Origin of the sequence: Rhodococcus sp. 4CII, from assembly GCF_014256275.1 — a bacterium.
Taxonomy (GTDB): Bacteria; Actinomycetota; Actinomycetes; order Mycobacteriales; family Mycobacteriaceae; genus Rhodococcus_F; species Rhodococcus_F wratislaviensis_A.
Genome location: NZ_JACCFE010000002.1, coordinates 98,202 through 114,053 on the forward strand (window position 1 = coordinate 98,202; position 15,852 = coordinate 114,053).

Annotated in this window: 11 protein-coding genes and 2 pseudogenes; 10 read left to right on the forward strand and 3 right to left on the reverse strand. The window is 63.7% G+C overall.

The features are described 5' to 3' along the window. Window positions 1-21: 21 nt before the first annotated feature. Window positions 22-1,148 (reverse strand): annotated as a pseudogene (locus H0B43_RS01315) (IS630 family transposase). A 261-nt stretch (window positions 1,149-1,409) separates the two neighbouring features. Then, the gene (locus H0B43_RS01320; RefSeq protein WP_185729637.1) at window positions 1,410-1,967 is read right to left on the reverse strand and encodes a TetR/AcrR family transcriptional regulator; all 558 of its coding nucleotides are present in this window, start codon (window positions 1,965-1,967) and stop codon (window positions 1,410-1,412) included. 136 nt (window positions 1,968-2,103) lie between these two features. On the opposite strand from H0B43_RS01320, the gene H0B43_RS01325 reads away from it, so the two are divergent. The 4 genes from H0B43_RS01325 to H0B43_RS41220 all read left to right on the forward strand — a co-directional run bounded on the left by H0B43_RS01325 (window position 2,104) and on the right by H0B43_RS41220 (window position 7,540). Further along, complete coding sequence (locus tag H0B43_RS01325) at window positions 2,104-2,949, forward strand: alpha/beta fold hydrolase (RefSeq protein ID WP_185729636.1); 846 nt, start codon at window positions 2,104-2,106, stop codon at window positions 2,947-2,949. 1,398 nt (window positions 2,950-4,347) lie between these two features. Then, entirely contained in the window at window positions 4,348-5,232 is an 885-nt protein-coding gene (locus H0B43_RS01330) for a class II aldolase/adducin family protein (protein ID WP_252189883.1), read from the forward strand. Window positions 5,233-5,366: 134 nt separating this feature from the next. After that, entirely contained in the window at window positions 5,367-6,953 is a 1,587-nt protein-coding gene (locus H0B43_RS01335) for an AMP-binding protein (RefSeq protein ID WP_185729635.1), read from the forward strand. Window positions 6,954-7,240: 287 nt separating this feature from the next. Next, window positions 7,241-7,540, forward strand: a complete 300-nt coding sequence (locus H0B43_RS41220) for a phosphoadenosine phosphosulfate reductase family protein (protein WP_252189882.1) — start codon at window positions 7,241-7,243, stop codon at window positions 7,538-7,540. A 464-nt stretch (window positions 7,541-8,004) separates the two neighbouring features. Here the strand turns inward: H0B43_RS41220 and H0B43_RS01345 are convergent, their stop codons facing one another. Beyond that, a complete protein-coding gene (locus H0B43_RS01345) occupies window positions 8,005-8,442 on the reverse strand; it encodes an IS6 family transposase (RefSeq protein ID WP_185729634.1) in 438 nt (145 codons plus the stop codon). Window positions 8,443-8,487: 45 nt separating this feature from the next. Between H0B43_RS01345 and H0B43_RS01350 the strand changes: the two are divergent. From H0B43_RS01350 to H0B43_RS01375, 6 genes and pseudogenes are all read left to right on the forward strand, one after another. Further along, window positions 8,488-9,446 (forward strand): annotated as a pseudogene (locus tag H0B43_RS01350) (AMP-binding protein); the annotation flags it as partial. A 535-nt stretch (window positions 9,447-9,981) separates the two neighbouring features. Then, window positions 9,982-10,875: an alpha/beta fold hydrolase gene (locus H0B43_RS01355; RefSeq protein ID WP_185729633.1), complete on the forward strand. Its 894-nt coding sequence runs from the start codon at window positions 9,982-9,984 to the stop codon at window positions 10,873-10,875. Then, window positions 10,872-12,770 carry an AMP-binding protein gene (locus H0B43_RS01360; protein WP_185729632.1) on the forward strand — a complete coding sequence of 633 codons (1,899 nt, stop codon included), beginning with the start codon at window positions 10,872-10,874 and terminating at the stop codon, window positions 12,768-12,770. The genes H0B43_RS01355 and H0B43_RS01360 overlap by 4 nt, the downstream gene beginning before the upstream one ends. A 116-nt stretch (window positions 12,771-12,886) precedes the next feature. Continuing rightward, a complete protein-coding gene (locus tag H0B43_RS01365; RefSeq protein ID WP_185729631.1) occupies window positions 12,887-13,702 on the forward strand; it encodes a mycofactocin-coupled SDR family oxidoreductase in 816 nt (271 codons plus the stop codon). Window positions 13,703-13,712: 10 nt separating this feature from the next. Then, a complete protein-coding gene (locus H0B43_RS01370) occupies window positions 13,713-14,546 on the forward strand; it encodes a mycofactocin-coupled SDR family oxidoreductase (protein ID WP_185729630.1) in 834 nt (277 codons plus the stop codon). Window positions 14,547-14,601: 55 nt separating this feature from the next. Next, the gene (locus tag H0B43_RS01375) at window positions 14,602-15,588 is read left to right on the forward strand and encodes an MDR family oxidoreductase (protein ID WP_312033980.1); all 987 of its coding nucleotides are present in this window, start codon (window positions 14,602-14,604) and stop codon (window positions 15,586-15,588) included. The last annotated feature ends 264 nt before the right edge of the window (window positions 15,589-15,852 follow it).

Genomic DNA, 15,852 nt, shown 5'->3' on the forward strand with positions numbered 1-15,852 from the left:
CAGGCTATGACACTGATCACACTAGTGTCCCGCGTCAGAAATTCGTGAGATATATTTGGCGAGGGAATCGAGGATCTCCTCGGCGGTCTTGTGCCAGACGAACGGCTTCGGGTCGTCGTTCCAGGTCTTGATCCAGTTGCGAACGTCTTTCTCCAGTGCTGCAACGCTTTTGTGTACACCACGGCGGAGCAGCTGATCGGTCAGGAATGCGAACCATCGCTCGACCTGATTGATCCACGAGGACCCGGTCGGGGTGAAGTGGACGTGAAAACGTGGGTGCTTGGCCAACCAGTCGCCCACTGCCGGCGTCTTGTGGGTGGCCAGGTTGTCGCAGACGAGATGCACGTCCAACTCGTCGGGGACGGCCTTGTCGATCGCGGTGAGGAACTTCTTGAACTCCACGGCCCGGTGACGTCGATGAAGCTCGGAGATCACCGTGCCGTCGGCGATGTTGAACGCCGCGACTCCCCCAAGGACTACGTCCAGGGAGGTACCCCCAGGCTGGTGACGCCGCTGCGGGCGTAGTCATGACTGCGCCGTTCCGGCATGCCGGGCATCATCGGCAGCACCGGCTGGGAACGGTTCAAGGCCTGCATCTGGCTCTTCTCGTCCACACAGAGGATAACGGCATGCTCGGGCGGATTATGGTAAAGGCCAACAACATCGACGACCTTGTCCACGAACTGCGGATCCGTGGAAAGCTTGAACCCGTCGGTCAGATGCGGTTTGAGTTCGAACTTGCGCCAGATCCGGCCGATCGTCGACGGTGACAGGCCGGTGCGCTTGGCCATCGAGGTACGCGACCAGTGCGTCGCATTGGCCGGGGCGGTTTCCAGTGTCGCGGTGACCACGTCTTCGACCCGGTCCAGCAAGATCGAGGGCGGACGACCCGGTCGAGGTTCGTCGACCAAGCCGTCGAGGCGTCGGTCGACGAAGCGCCCGCGCCATTTGTTGACCGTGTTAGCGGATATCCCCAGGTCTGCCGCGACTTGCTTGTTGGTCATCCCCGGCTCCGCGCAGGCCAACACGATCCGCGACCTCAGTGCCAACGATTGTGGGGTTTTCGCTCGCCGCGACCATCGAACGAGTTGTTCGCGTTCGTCATCGGTCAACATCAACTCAGCCTTCGGGCGTCCGGTTCGAGGCATGCCTCAGGATATCAAGTTAAAGCACGAATTTATGGCGTACGACACTAGGGATCGACGGCCTAATTGTAAAGGTCTGCGCCGCAGCATTTTTCGTCCAACAACCACCATGAACTGCACCCTCAATAACACGGCAGCCAGGCCGCCGTGTCTTGCATCCGGCGGCCTGGCTGCGCGTACTACGGGATAGCGGGAATTCACGTGTAACGTTGTCACCCAGCCATATCGGCGATTGCGTAGTGTTGCTGACGACCTTCAGGAAGGCTATGCACCGCGGAATTGCATAGCAGAGTGGCACACGTCGAGTATCTCGTCGGACATCTCCGACGAGTCTGCACAGGCCCTCGACAGTACGATTGCGCCGACGCCTTCGGCTAGGAGGCTGATCGCTCGTGCACGTGACGCAGGGTCGTTTTCATCGCCCGCTGCGCGCTGCAGAATCGCCACCATGGTCTCGATCCCGGCTTCGAACGCTGTTTTGACCTCATCGGGTTGACGGGCCGCATCTCCGCCCAGGGCGGCCAAGGTGCACCCATCGGCGCGGGAGTCCCGATGCGTCCGCGAAACGTAGTAGTCGACGAAATGAGGAATATCCAGGTCGGCCACTTTGGTCAAGAGCTGCTCAAATCCACTCGCCGCGGATTCGCACATCAGGGCCGCTTTGGAGCGGAAGTTCTTGTAGAACCCGCCGTGCGTGAGTCCGGCGGACGCCATGAGGTCTGCGACGCCGATTCCGTCGTAACCGTGTTCGCGAAACAACGTCGAGGCTGTGGCGACGACACGCTCCCGATTGGCTCGGGCTTGCTCCTTGGTGACCCTCATACGGTTCGACCTCTCGCCGTCCAGTGACGTTTGGGTCCAGCGATCATACATGGATGTCGACCATCATCAAAAGTCTTGACACGTTAGATTACGGCCATCATGATTAGACAAATACCGATTGAAAGGACGTTCAGCCATGACCGATACACACGTAACCGCACCGACCCGCTTCGTCGAAGTCGATGGTGAGAAATTCGCCTACCGGCGCTGGGGTAAAGCGGCGGGCGTTGGCGTGCCGATCTTCTTGGTGCCGCACTTTCGTGCCGGACTGGATCATTGGGATCCAATCTTGACAGACGGGTTGGCCGAGGATCGAGAAGTCATTTTGTTCAATGGTCGAGGCATCGCCTCGTCGACAGGTGTCCCCCGGAACCGCATCGAGGACATGGCTGACGATGTCGCCGCGGTCATCGAAGCGCTCGACCTTCCTCAGGTCGACCTTCTCGGGTTCTCTATCGGAGGGTTTGTGGTGCAGGAGGTGGCGCTCCGCCATCCCCGCTTGGTGCGCAAGCTTTTGCTCCTCGGAACCGGCTTGCGCGGGGGCGATCCCAAGATGGAACCGAAGGCGCTGGAGGTTGCGCCTAACCCCGTACCTACTGCGGAAGATTTCTTGTACTTGTTCTTCGGGCGCTCGGAAGCGGCCAAGCGGGCAGGATTGGCGTTCTGGGATCGGCGACATCTGCGCGTCGACCAGGATCCGCCCAGCTCGCCTGAAGTCGCGCAGGCGCAGGCGGAAGCTTCGGCGGCCTATCTGCCGCCGTTACCCGGCGACAACCCGTTTGCTTACCTGCAGGCGATTACCCAGCCGACTCTCGTGCTCAATGGGGTTGACGATGTGATGATTCCAACGATCAACTCCTGGCATCTGTCTCAGAACATTCCCAACGCACAGCTCTTGATCTACCCAGACGCCGGCCACGGGGCTCAATTCCAATACCCCGAGCGCTTCCTCTCACACGCCCGCCAGTTCTTGGCGGAATAACCCCGGTCAGGTCGCGTCGTGTGTGCAATGTTGGGCCGAAGCATTGCTGCGCTCAGGTAATCCACATACCCAAAGCACATGTGTGGCTACTGTTGCCCGCTCCGTGCCTGTTGCGAGGCTGCTGGCGGGCTTTGAAGGTGGGAACAGTTCTTAGCGGAGCTGCTTCGAGCCCGCGCAGCGCTTCTGTTCCGACACGCTGGTCCTATCTACCTGTACGAGTCGCTCCAGGACAACTGTCGTAGTGCCACACTGCGGCGCATGGCAGGCGACGCATGCTGCCGACGATGAGGATATCCAGCCTGCCGGGACCGGCGACGCGCCTGCCCGAGCGCTCCTGTTCATGGCGGTCCGCCAGGCAAGGTGTTTCGTTCCGGGTGCCGGCGGACCGCCGTAATACGCTGAACAGATGTTGGCCTGCGTGAAAGCGGGTGCGCTCTCCTGTGACGAGATAGCGCTAGTGCGGCGTGCAATAAGTAACTGAACGGTCAGGATGAGGACGCCTGGCGTTCCCCCATACTTCCGAGGACTTCCCCAGTACGACTAGAGGTGAAATTCCGTGAACTCTCCCCAGTGGCGTCAACGGCGCCGTGCCGGTTGGATTGAAGCCAACCGCAAGCGCACCCATCCTGACATCGAGGCGGAGCGCCTGATTAGGTTCGCCACCATGTGGGCGCCGTACGGAGGCGCTTCCGAGGAGGAGATCCTTATGCAGTTCGGGATGACGCGGCGCCGGTTCCTCGAGCGATTGTGGCAGGTCATCCCTGAGTCGACCTGTTCCGAAGCCGAGATACACAGTTTGGTGAACGCATACCCGCACCGCCGGCGCGGTTCCTCACCCATCCCGTAAACCCGCAACGATTTGTTACGTGAATTGGCCATTCAGCTGACGATCTAGAGAACTTGCGGACGAAATCAGTGCAAGCACCCCAAGGAGGATGAAATGTGGAACAGCCTTAACGACAATGACATCCTCGATTTTGCGCTTCTCTGGGATCCGCTTGGAGTGCCAGCCCCGGAAAGCGTTGCGACCGCCTTCTCAATCGAAATGAGCGAGTACAACTATAGGCTTCGGGGTGCCGCAAGGTTTCAGTTGGCCCGACTCGAGCAAGGCACCACCTCTCCCAATCACATTTATGGGCTGGCGGCACTTACAGCGCTCGCACATGAGCCCCGAAAGTGTGCGTCGTAGGACATCACCCAATCTTGTGGTGGTCACCGGTGACAGGTCGACTATCAAAATACTTACCCCCACGCTGCACTAGAGTAACCGAACTGCGCTGTGGGTATCCGATGCGGCGGGTTGTCAAAAATATTAGTTGATCTCGTAACCACTCGACACTCGCACCTTGCAGAACCGCAGCTTCGTGTGGCGATTGTCTCCACAAATGTTACTGCTCAATGCTGTTGATTCTTGAAAGCCACCCTTCGAAGGGATCAGAGTTTGCTATGAAAACGCCGAACCGTACTTTCGTCACCGCGTCCGAGGACGCTTCCCCACTGCCCATGTTGGAACCCAAGCAGTCCGGGATCTCGTTACCCCGACCGCCCACGTTCGCGAGCAGCGAGGACGAGCGTCGACACCGCAAGCAGCAGCTCGCTGGTGCCTTCCGAATCTTTGGGCGACTCGGTTTCGGGGAGGGCGTGACCGGTCACATAACAGTGCGTGACCCGGAGTATCCAAGCATGTTTTGGGTGAACCCATTCGGAATGTCCTTCCGGCACATTCGCGTCTCCGACCTAATACTCGTCGATCATGAGGGGTCCGTTCGGCAGGGGAATCGTCCCGTCAATGCAGCTGGATTCACGATCCACTCAGCGATTCACGAAGCCAATCCCGGCGTAGTGGCAGCCTGCCATGCGCATGCTGTACACGGCAAGGCATGGGCCTCGTTGGGGCGCCTGCTCGATCCGATCACACAAGACGCCTGCGCACTCTACGGAAATCACGTCGTGGTCAACGAAGGGGCGGGCGCTGTAGTGCTCGATCGGGAGGTCGGTCGGAACTTGGGCAAAAGCTTGATCGGCCAGCGTATGGCACTGCACCGCAACCACGGAATTTTCACGGTCGGCGAGTCGGTCGCTGAGGCAGCATGGTGGTTCATCAGCTCCGAACGTAATTGCCAAGCGCAGTTGCTGGCCGAGGCGGCCGGCACACCAGTTCTGATCGATCACGAGAACGCAATGTTCACCAGAGAGCAGACCGGAAGCCCATACGCTGGGTGGTTCTCATTCCAGCCGCTTTGGGATGAGATTCTCCGAACTGATCCCGACCTCCTGGACTGACATCGCCCGAATGATTGTTTATGAATGGACCCGACCGAGGTTCCGGGATGACTTCGATTGCTCGTTGTACACCGAAACTTCGTTCGTGTACCGATCTTTTGGCCACCTCGACGCTCTTTCCATCAAGGAGAACCGTGAGTTTCAACAGCCCCTTTCCCGATGTCGAGATTCCCGAACTGAACGTCTATGACTACCTGTTCGGATCCATCGCCGGGTCCGATCTCGATAGGCCCGCACTAATCGACGGCACGTCCGGCGCTGTGAGCACCTACAAGACGCTGATCGGTCAGATCGATGCCATTGCGGGTGCTCTGGCTGCACGTGGACTCGAAGTCGGTGGCGTTGTCGGGCTCCACTCACCGAACGTGCCCGCGTTCGCCTCGGTATTGCACGGTATCCTGCGCGCCGGCGGAACCGCGACGACGATCAACGCGCTGTACACGGCTGAGGATATCGCGAAGCAGCTCACCGATTCGGGCGCGAAGTTCCTGTTCACCGTGTCAACGCTCTACACGCAGGCGATGGCCGCCGCCGAGCACGTCGGCATCGATGCTGATCATGTGATCGTGCTCGACGGCGCTGAGGGCCACGAAAGCTTACGGGATTTGCTCGCCGAGGGCGCACCTGTCCCCGAGGTCTCGTTCGATCCAGCAACTCACGTCGCCGTGCTCCCTTATTCCTCGGGAACGACAGGTGTGCCGAAAGGCGTTATCCTCACCCATCGCAACCTCGTGGCCAACATCGCGCAGATGGAACCGCGAGTGGGCATCGACAGCAACGACGCGATCCTGGCGGTACTGCCGTTCTTTCACATTTATGGCCTGACAGTGTTGCTGAATATCGCCCTCAAGCTGCGCGCACATTTGGTAACCATGCCGAAGTTCGACCTCGTCGAATTTCTGCGCATCATCTCCGAACACAAGCTGACGTACCTCTTCATCGCCCCGCCAGTGGCTGTGGCGCTCGCCAAGAACCCGTTAATCGATGAGTACGACCTCTCGAGTGTTCACACCATCTTCTCGGGCGCGGCACCGTTGGACGAGGAACTTGGCAAGACGGTCGCCCAACGCTTGAACACGCGGGTGCGTCAGGGCTACGGAATGAGCGAGCTCAGCCCGGTCAGCCACATCATCCCGTTCGACCGCGACGACATGCCACTCAGCTCTGTAGGACAGCCGCTGGCCAACACCGAGAACAAACTGGTTGACCCAAGCAGCGGCAATGAAATCAACCTTCCTGTAGAGGGATTGAGCGAGCCGGGCGAGCTGTGGGTCAAGGGGCCGAACGTCATGGCAGGCTACCTCAACAACCCGACTGCAACGGCGGAGACCCTCGACTCCGACGGGTACCTGCACACCGGTGACATCGCCGTCGCCGATCCCGAGGGCGTCGTCTACATTGTCGACAGGCTCAAGGAACTCATCAAGTACAAGGGCTACCAGGTTCCGCCCGCCGAACTCGAAGCCCTACTTCTCACCCATCCCGAGATCGCCGACGCCGCCGTCATCGGCGTTCTGGACTCCGAGGGCGAAGAAGTGCCCAAGGCGTTCGTCGTACGGCAGGCCGACGCCACGATCGACGAGGACGGTGTCATCGCGTTCGTCGCCGAGCGTGTGTCCCCGCACAAGAAGGTTCGAACGGTCGAGTTCATCGACATCGTCCCGAAGTCCGCTGCTGGCAAAATTCTTCGCAAGGATCTGCGCGCCATCGAAAGCGGCTAGATCGGCTCGGCGGCGGTTCGGTGGTCATGGGAAGTATTGGACAATAGCTATTCGTTATCGGTCAGGATGGTAGAGAGTCGGAGTTCGTCGATGTCGACCATCCTTAACCCGGGGATGAGGACCATATGCACCTGATCCCTCTTGCCACCGACCATTGCCGGGTAACCCAACGCTCGGTCGTCACCGTCGGCCAGAAGCGGACCCTCGCCGGACTCGAACTGGCGCCATGAAGATTGACCGCGGGTACGCTCTGGGCATCCAGGTTCCGCCCGCCAATACCCGGCCGAATGGACTCCCTCGCCGTCCTCGACCTCGCCCGCCGCGTCGAACCGGAGGTGCCGGTTGTGTTCTTCGAATCGGGTCTCGACTATGGCGAAACCTACGACTATCTCAGCAAAACGACCCACACCTGGCGGCTGGACCTGCACCGCATCCCCACAGACCCCCACTACTGCAGGTCCCCTCCCAGGTTCGGGCTGTGGGATCACGAGGCGACCAGCGACGCGACGACTGCGGCGATAGTAGTTCTGCATGAGTGTTCATCGCCGAACCCGCCGACGAGCCCACTCATGGCTGGGCCCTGGTGAGCTTTGGCGTGTGCGCGCCGACGAATCCGCCGCCCGCCGGCATCTTCACACCCTCGGCGGCCGCCGCGATGGCATCATCACCCGCGCCGACGGCACGGATTTGTACGGGCCAATCTGGAACTGGACACCGAGTCGCCGGATGTGGTGGCGTCGACGGACCGCTTACACCTCAGATCAGCGTAAGAGTCAAGCCGCGACCGGTTCGGGTGTGCCGGCATCGCGGGGAGACGCCTTCGGCGCGTCGCAGGTCTGGCCAGGTGTGCAGGCAGTGGTAGAGCTGACCCGGGGCCGGTTGAAGACGTTGCGCAGCGCCGCGGTGCCGGTCCCGACGCGTACGACGCCGGTGGCAATGTTCCTTGACCCGGCCCGGTCTCGGGGTGCTCCCGCCGACCATGGATGCGCTCGTCGATGACGCAGTCGACTCGCTTGAAGCGTTTCATAGCACGCTCGCGCTGCCGTTTCGGCTAATGCGAGTTCTCGCTCGATTGTTCAGTTCTTGGATCGTCGACGATCGACCGAGCCGAGCACGTCGCGATGCGCGAGGTGTAGCTGGCCGGCCTTATCGGTGACGCACCCGCGGCACGTATGGCAGGGCCTTGAGCGGTTCCCGGAAGATCGCCTGGCAGTTGGCATTGCGCCTGGGCATGCACCAGCACGTCGAGCACGTTGCCGTGCTGGTCGACCGCGCACCACAAGTAGCGTTGCTCGCCGTCGATCGTCAAAAAGGACCTCGTCGACGTGCCACTTGTCGCCGGGTCGTGCCCGGCGGTGCCGCAGCCGGGCACGCCCAGTCCTGCCCGACTTTCGCGCACCAGCGCCAGATCATTTCGTAGGACACCGTGTTCGAGCATCATCTCCTCCACATCGCGGAAGCTGAGGCTGAAGCGTAAGTACAACCACACGCAGCGCTGGATAATGTCGACCGGGAAGTGGTGACGCTTTGTACGAGCGAGCCGGTCACCACGTCGTCGATGCGCAAGTTCAACGAGGCGTTCGCACCGTACGGGCTGCCGAAGACGGCGATCAAGCCGTCGTACGGCATGGCCGAGGCCACCCTGTTCGTGTCCTCCACCCGGCACTCGGACGAGGCCCGCGTCATCTACGTCGATCGTGACGAGCTCAACGCCGGCCGCGTCGTGAAGGTGGACCAGGACGCCGAGAACGCCATTCCGCAGGTGTCCTGCGGGTACGTCGCGCGCAGCCAGTGGGCTGCCATCGTCGACCCGGAGTCGCGCATCGAGCAGCCCGACGACCGGGTCGGGGAGATCTGGTTGCACGGCGAGAACATCGGCATCGGGTACTGGGGTCGTACCGACGAGACCGCCGAGACGTTCCACAACAAGCTCACCAACCGGCTCGCCGAGGGCAGCCACGCGGAGGGCACGCCCGAGGACGCCAACTGGATGCGCACCGGCGACTACGGCGTGTACATCGACGGCGAGCTGTTCATCACGGGCCGCGTCAAGGACCTCGTGATCGTCGACGGCCGCAACCACTACCCGCAGGACCTCGAGTTCTCGGCGCAGGAGGCCAGCACCGCGCTGCGTCCGGCTTCGTCGCCGCGTTCGCGGTCCCGGCCAACCAGCTGCCCGCCGTCGTGTTCGAGAACACGCAGTCGGGTCTGAACTACGACGCGGACGATTCGGCCGAGCAACTCGTGATCGTGGCCGAGCGCGCACCGGGTGCGGGCAAGGCCGACCCGCAGCCCGTCGCCGACACCGTGCGGGCCGCGTTGTCGACCAGGCACGGGGTCACCGCGCGCGACATCCTGCTGGTGCCCGCGGGCTCGATTCCTCGTACGTCGAGCGGCAAGATCGCCCGCCGCGCGTGCAAGGCGAGCTACATCGAGGGCACCCTGCGCGGCGGATACACGCAGACGGCCTTCCCCGATAGCGTTTCCGAATAGTCCACTTCCCGACGGGTCAGCAGGGCCGGGCCGGTTGTGCGACGCGCACCGTGACGCGGTCACGGCCATTGCGGTGACACCTGTCGCGTCGAGGTCGACGCGGACCCACTGCGGTGCAGGAGCACCGGCGTACGCGTGTCACCGTCCCGCCCGGCCAGCGCTGCGGCCGTGTACCGCAGACCCGACGGAAACCGCCAGCCAAACACGGCCACCCGCTGCGGGACGGGTGAGCGCTATGCCTTTACCTTTCCATGCTCTCCAGCATCGAGACACGGATGCAGCGCGATGACCGCCACCGTAGATCTTCACGACACCGCGGAAACCCTTGCCCTCATGCGCATTTAGCTGGGATAGATGGTGTCGGCTGCCAAATTCCCGAGAAGTCACTTGCATGATGGAAGTGACTAGGGTTACATTTGACTTCCGAACCGCAGGCGAGGATCACCGCGCGGATCGCCCTGACCGCCGGCGGACAGGGCGCCGACGGCCGCCATCAGGGCGGCCGACTACTCGCTGTCAATCGATGAGGTGCAACATGAGTTCTTCCGTGAGCGATCGAGCTGTCCAGCAGTACCTTTCGGTCCAGATACCGACCCAGTACGTCGAGGTCGACGGCGTCCGCTACGCCTATCGGGAGGTGGGACAGGACCAGCACCGGGACACGGCGCCGTTGGTTTTCCTGCACCGCTTCCGGGGAACGCTCGACGACTGGGATCCGGCGTTCGTCGACGCCGTGGCCGAGCACCGGCACGTCATTCTGTTCAGTGATGCCGCGGTGGGTTCGTCCACCGGGTCTGCGGCCACCAGCGTGGACGAGAAGGCCGCGAACGCTGCGTCTTTCGTTCGGGCGCTCGGGCATGACGTCGTGGACGTGCTCGGATTCTCCATGGGCGGCTTCGTGGCGCAGGCTTTCGCGATGCGCGAACCCACACTGGTCCGCAGCGTCGTCCTCGTCGGCACCGGTCCGGGCGGCAACGCCGAGACCGACCCGCACACCGACATTGTCTTCGACATCGCCCTCAAACCCGAATACTCCTTCGAAGACATCCGCTACCTGTTCTTCGCCGACGGTCGCGATACCGAAACCCAGGCCTACATCGACCGCCACGCCCTGCGGACCGACCGCGAACCGCTCGTCGCACCGGCGACCATCCAGGCGATGGCCGGGCTGATCATGGACTTCATGGGCGGCAAGACCGACCATTACGCCCGACTCGGCACGCTGCACCAACCGACGCTCATCGTCTCCGGGGACGACGACCACTTCTTCCCCGTCAAGAACCAGTGGCTGCTCTACCGGGAGCTGCCCGACGCTCAGCTGGCGGTCTACCCCCAGGCCGGACACGCACCACACCAGCAGCACCCCGATGCCGTCGCGGCGCAAGTCACACGGTTCCTGCACGTGCGGGACACGGCAGCATCTCGATGACGAGCTACAGCAGCCTGTACGAGAGTTGGCGTGCGGATCCGCTGGGTTTCTGGGGCAAGCAGGCGGCAAGTATCGACTGGGACACCCCGTGGACCGCGGTATTCGACGGGGACACCGGTCCGTACGGCCGGTGGTTCCCCGGCGGCCGGTTGAACACGAGCTACAACTGTCTCGATCGTCACGTCGAGGCGGGCGCCGGCGACCGGCTCGCCCTCGTCTGGGACAGTGCGATGACCGGCGAGAGCGCAAGTTACACCTACCGTGAAATGCGTGACCGTGTCGCGAAAGTGGCTGGTGCGCTGGCGGCCGTGGGCGTCGTCCGCGGCGATCGCGTCGTGATCTATATGCCGATGGTGCCCGACGCGGCGATTGCCATGCTGGCGTGCGCCAGGCTGGGGGCAGTCCATTCGGTTGTGTTCGGCGGCTTCGCCGCGTCCGAACTCGCCGCGCGGATCGATGCCACCGAGCCACGCGTGATCATCGCCGCGTCATGCGGTTTGGAGCCGGGCCGAGTGGTCGCCTACAAGCCGGTACTCGATGCCGCATTGCTCCAGGCGCGACACCGCCCCGAGGCCTGTTTCGTGCTGCAGCGCCCGCAGGCGATCGCCGAGCTCCACCCGGGCCGCGACCACGATCTGCTGGCCGCAGCGGCAGCGGCCCGCCCACACCCACCGGTGCCGGTCGCGGCCACGGACCCGCTGTACATCCTGCACACGTCGGGCACGACAGGACGTCCGAAGGGCGTCGTGCGGGACAACGGCGGGCACGCCGTGGCGCTCGCGGCGTCAATCCCGACGATCTTCGGGTTGCAGGCCGGCGACGTCTTGTGGGCGGCATCGGATGTCGGCTGGGTGGTCGGTCACTCGTATATCGTCTATGCGCCTCTGCTGGCGGGTCTGACGACGGTCATGTACGAGGGCAAACCGATCGGCACCCCGGACGCCGGCGCGTTCTGGAACGTGATCGCCCGGCACCAAGTGAATGTCCTGTTCACCGCGCCGACGGCGATTCGCGCGATCAGGCGGCAGGACCCGGAGCTCGAGCTGATGGACCGGTACGACATCTCCTCTCTCCGTGCGGTCTTCCTGGCCGGCGAGCGGTGCGACCCACCGACCGCGACATGGCTGCAGACCCGGATCGACCGGCCCGTCATCGACAACTGGTGGCAGACCGAAACAGGCTGGCCGATCACCGCGCGCTTCCGCGGGGGCGAACTGACGCCGTTCAAGCCCGGCTCGGGAGGCCGACCGAGTCCGGGTTTCGAGATCCGGGCGCTCGACGACGACGGCGTACCGCTGTCGGCTGGTGAGACCGGCAACCTCGCACTGCGGCTACCGCTGCCCCCCGGGTGCGCCCCGACCCTGTGGGGCGACGACGACGGGTACCGCGCGTCGTACCTGGACGACTTTCCCGGTTGGTACCGCACCGGCGACGCCGGACATCTCGACACGGACGGGGACGTGTGGGTCCTGGGCCGCACCGACGACATCATCAACGTTGCGGGGCATCGGCTTTCGACCGGCGCGATGGAAGAGGTTCTCGCCGCGCATCCCGATGTGGCCGAATGCGCGGTGATCGGTGTCTCCGACCCGCTCAAAGGGGAGTCGCCGGTGGGCCTGGTCGTGCTCAAGACCGGGGTGAGTCGCGATCCGGAGACCGTCGTCAGCGAGCTGGTCGACATGGTCCGCAGCCAGATCGGGGCTGTGGCCGCCTTCCGCACCGCAGTGGTGGTCGACCAACTTCCCAAGACGCGGTCCGGGAAAATCCTGCGCCGGACGCTGCGCAACCTGGCGAATGGCGAACCCGTTCAGGTGCCGCCGACGATCGAGGACGCGAGTGTGCTGGATCGGCTCCGCGACACCTTCCCGGCATCCCGGCCCGCGTCGGTCCGCTAACGCCTGACAACCCCCCAAGACGGCCCCGAGCCCCGGGTCCGCTCACCCCGGACGAACCCACGGATCTTTGTCAACGTCACCGTGCCGTGTCGTCCCAACCATAAGGAGACTGCAAAATGGGACGAGTCGACGGGAAAGTCGCCTTCATCACCGGCGCAGCCCGCGGTCAGGGCCGCAGCCACGCCCTGCTGCTCGCCGAGCAGGGCGCCGACATCATCGCGTTGGACATGTGCAAACCGCTCGCGTCGGCTCGCTACGAACTGGCGTCGCCGAACGACCTCGCCGATACCCGCAAATCGGTCGAGGCCCTCGGCCGGCGTTGCATCAGCGTCGAGGCCGACGTGCGTGACGAGGACCAACTCGCGGAAGCAATCCGCGAGGGCGTAGCGGAGCTCGGCCCGATCGACATCGTGATCGCGAACGCCGGCGTCGCCCTCTTCGCCGTCGACGAGGCGCACGAGGCCTGGCAAGACACGATCGACATCAACCTCACAGGCATCTTCAACACGTTGGAGGCTGTGGTGCCCTCCATGATCGCGCGGGGTCGGGGCGGAGCCATCGTGCTGACCAGCTCCACCGCCGGCCTGCGCGGCATTCTCGGTCCGTCCCGGGCCGCGCTCGGCTATGTCGCCTCCAAGCACGGCCTGGTCGGGTTGATGCGCTCGTACGCCAATAACCTTGCCGCACATTCGATTCGTGTGAACACGGTGAACCCGTCCGGTGTGGAGACGCCGATGATCACCGCCGCCTCGATGATCGGCTTCGTCGAAGCGAACCAGCACCTCGCAGCCGACATAACCAACCCCATGCCAGTCGAGTTGCTCCCCTGCCAGGACGTCAGCAACGCCGTCCTCTACCTGGTCTCGGACGACGGCCGCTACATCACCGGCACGACCTTGTCCGTCGACGCGGGCTTCAACAACAAGAACTGAGGAGATAAATATGACCGGACGTGTCGAGGGCAAGGTTGCCTTCATCACCGGCGCCGCTCGTGGACAGGGCCGCGCGCACGCCGCGCGGCTGGCGTCGGAAGGCGCCGACATCATCGCCGTAGACCTGTGCGGGGACATCGATTCGGTGCCCTACCCGCTGGCCACCGACACCGACCTCAAGGAGACGGTGCGCCTGGTCGAGAGCCTCGGCCGACGGATTCTCGCAACCCGTGCCGATGTGCGCGACCTCGCCGCACTCGAGGCGGTGGTCGCCGCCGGCGTCGCCGAGTTCGGGCGCCTCGACATCGCGGTGGCTAACGCCGGCATCCTGTCGGCGGCGTCCACCGAGGCTCTGGCGGAGAAAAGCTGGCAGGACATGATCGATGTGAATCTCACCGGGGTCTACCACGCAGCCAAGGCCGCGATCCCGCACATCCGAGCGGGCGGCGGAGGTGGGGCGATCATCCTCACCAGCTCCGCCGTGGGCATCCGGGCCATGCCCAATCTCCCGCACTACGTTGCCGCGAAGGCCGGCGTGATCGGGCTGATGCGGGCCATGTCGCTCGAGCTCGCCGCCGAGTGGATCCGCGTCAACACCGTCAACCCCAGCATCGCGGACACGCTCATGGTGCAGAACAGCGCCGTACATCGGCTCTTCGTCCCCGACGTCGAAGATCCGACCCGCGAGCAGGCCGCGGAGGCGTTCGCCACCCTCAACCCGATGCCGACGCCCTGGGTCGATGCCGAGGACGTCGCGAACGCGGTGCTGTTCCTCGCATCGGACGAGGCACGGTACGTGACCGGGCTCGAGATGAAAATCGACGCCGGATTCTGCCTGGCCTGACTCCGGGCGACACCATCCCATCAATGTATGACCAGTATGTGAAAGGAAATCTGTGGTGCGAGCAGTACAGATCGTGAAAGACGAATCCGGACAACGCGCAGAACTGACCGAGATCGCCGACGACGACATCGGCGAGGGCGACGTAACCATCGCGGTCGACTACTCGGCGGTGAACTTCAAAGACGGCCTCGGCGTGACGGGTATCGTTCCGGTCGTCCAGCGGTTCCCCATCGTCGCCGGCATCGACCTGGCCGGCACCGTCGTGGAAGCCCCCACCGGGTCGGGCTTCGCGCCGGGCGACGCCGTCGCGGTGAACGGCTGGGGTCTCGCGGTCGACCACAACGGCGGGTTCGCCACGCGTGCACGAGTGCCGTCGGCCTGGCTGACCAGGATCCCCGCCCGGTTCACCACTTGGCAGGCCATGGCGATCGGGACAGCCGGGTACACAGCGGCCCTCAGTGTCGCCGCGCTCCAGCGCCGCGGAGTCACCCCGAGTCAAGGACCGGTCCTGGTGACCGGCGCCGCCGGCGGTGTCGGCTCGGTGGCCATCGCCCTGCTGGCCGCACTCGGGCACGAGGTGCACGCCTCGACCGGGCGACCGAATGAAGAGGCCTACCTACGTAACCTGGGAGCCCAGGAGATCCTCGCCCGATCCGAATTGAGCGAACCTTCCGAGGCCGCACTCGGCGCCGAGCGGTGGGCAGCGGCGGTCGACACCGTCGGCAGCCACACGCTGGTGAATGTCCTGGCGCAGATCCACTACGGCGGCACGGTGGCGAACTGCGGACTCGCCCAGGGACTCGACCTCCCCGGCTCGGTCGCGCCGTTCATCCTGCGATCCGTCACGCTCGTCGGGATCGACTCCGTCAACGCCCCCGCAGGCAGCCGAGACGAAGCATGGACTCTGCTGGACAAGCATCTCGACGACGCGCAGCTCGAGAAGATGACCACCACGATCCCGCTCGACCAGGCCGCGGCGGTGGCACAACAGGTGCTCTCCGGAACCATCCGCGGACGAACCGTGGTGGACGTCAACGCCTAAACCTGTCCGAAATATCCAACGGGACGGCGAGTGGTCTCGGGGTACGTTCCACTCGCCGTCCCGTTCAACAGTTCCGCCACCGATGCTCCCCTCCGACAGCGTGTTTCCACCGTCGAGGGCCCCTATTCCAGGCGTGGGATAAGCGTCTTGACGGGCAGCGCAAGAACGGCCGGCTTTCGTAGCCCTCACTGTGGCGAGAACGCGGATAGTTCCGCAATCCTCCTCAGTCCCGAACAGAAGTGTGAAATCCCGTGAATCCCCATA

Excerpts from the sequence above, each read along its gene's own strand:
- H0B43_RS01320 (WP_185729637.1), bottom strand. The coding sequence starts at position 1,967 with ATGAGGGTCACCAAGGAGCAAGCCCGAGCCAATCGGGAGCGTGTCGTC.
- H0B43_RS01360 (WP_185729632.1), top strand. The coding sequence starts at position 10,872 with ATGACGAGCTACAGCAGCCTGTACGAGAGTTGGCGTGCGGATCCGCTG.
- H0B43_RS01355 (WP_185729633.1), top strand. The coding sequence starts at position 9,982 with ATGAGTTCTTCCGTGAGCGATCGAGCTGTCCAGCAGTACCTTTCGGTC.
- H0B43_RS01330 (WP_252189883.1), top strand. The coding sequence starts at position 4,348 with ATGCTGTTGATTCTTGAAAGCCACCCTTCGAAGGGATCAGAGTTTGCT.
- H0B43_RS01370 (WP_185729630.1), top strand. The coding sequence starts at position 13,713 with ATGACCGGACGTGTCGAGGGCAAGGTTGCCTTCATCACCGGCGCCGCT.
- H0B43_RS01365 (WP_185729631.1), top strand. The coding sequence starts at position 12,887 with ATGGGACGAGTCGACGGGAAAGTCGCCTTCATCACCGGCGCAGCCCGC.
- H0B43_RS41220 (WP_252189882.1), top strand. The coding sequence starts at position 7,241 with ATGGACTCCCTCGCCGTCCTCGACCTCGCCCGCCGCGTCGAACCGGAG.
- H0B43_RS01325 (WP_185729636.1), top strand. The coding sequence starts at position 2,104 with ATGACCGATACACACGTAACCGCACCGACCCGCTTCGTCGAAGTCGAT.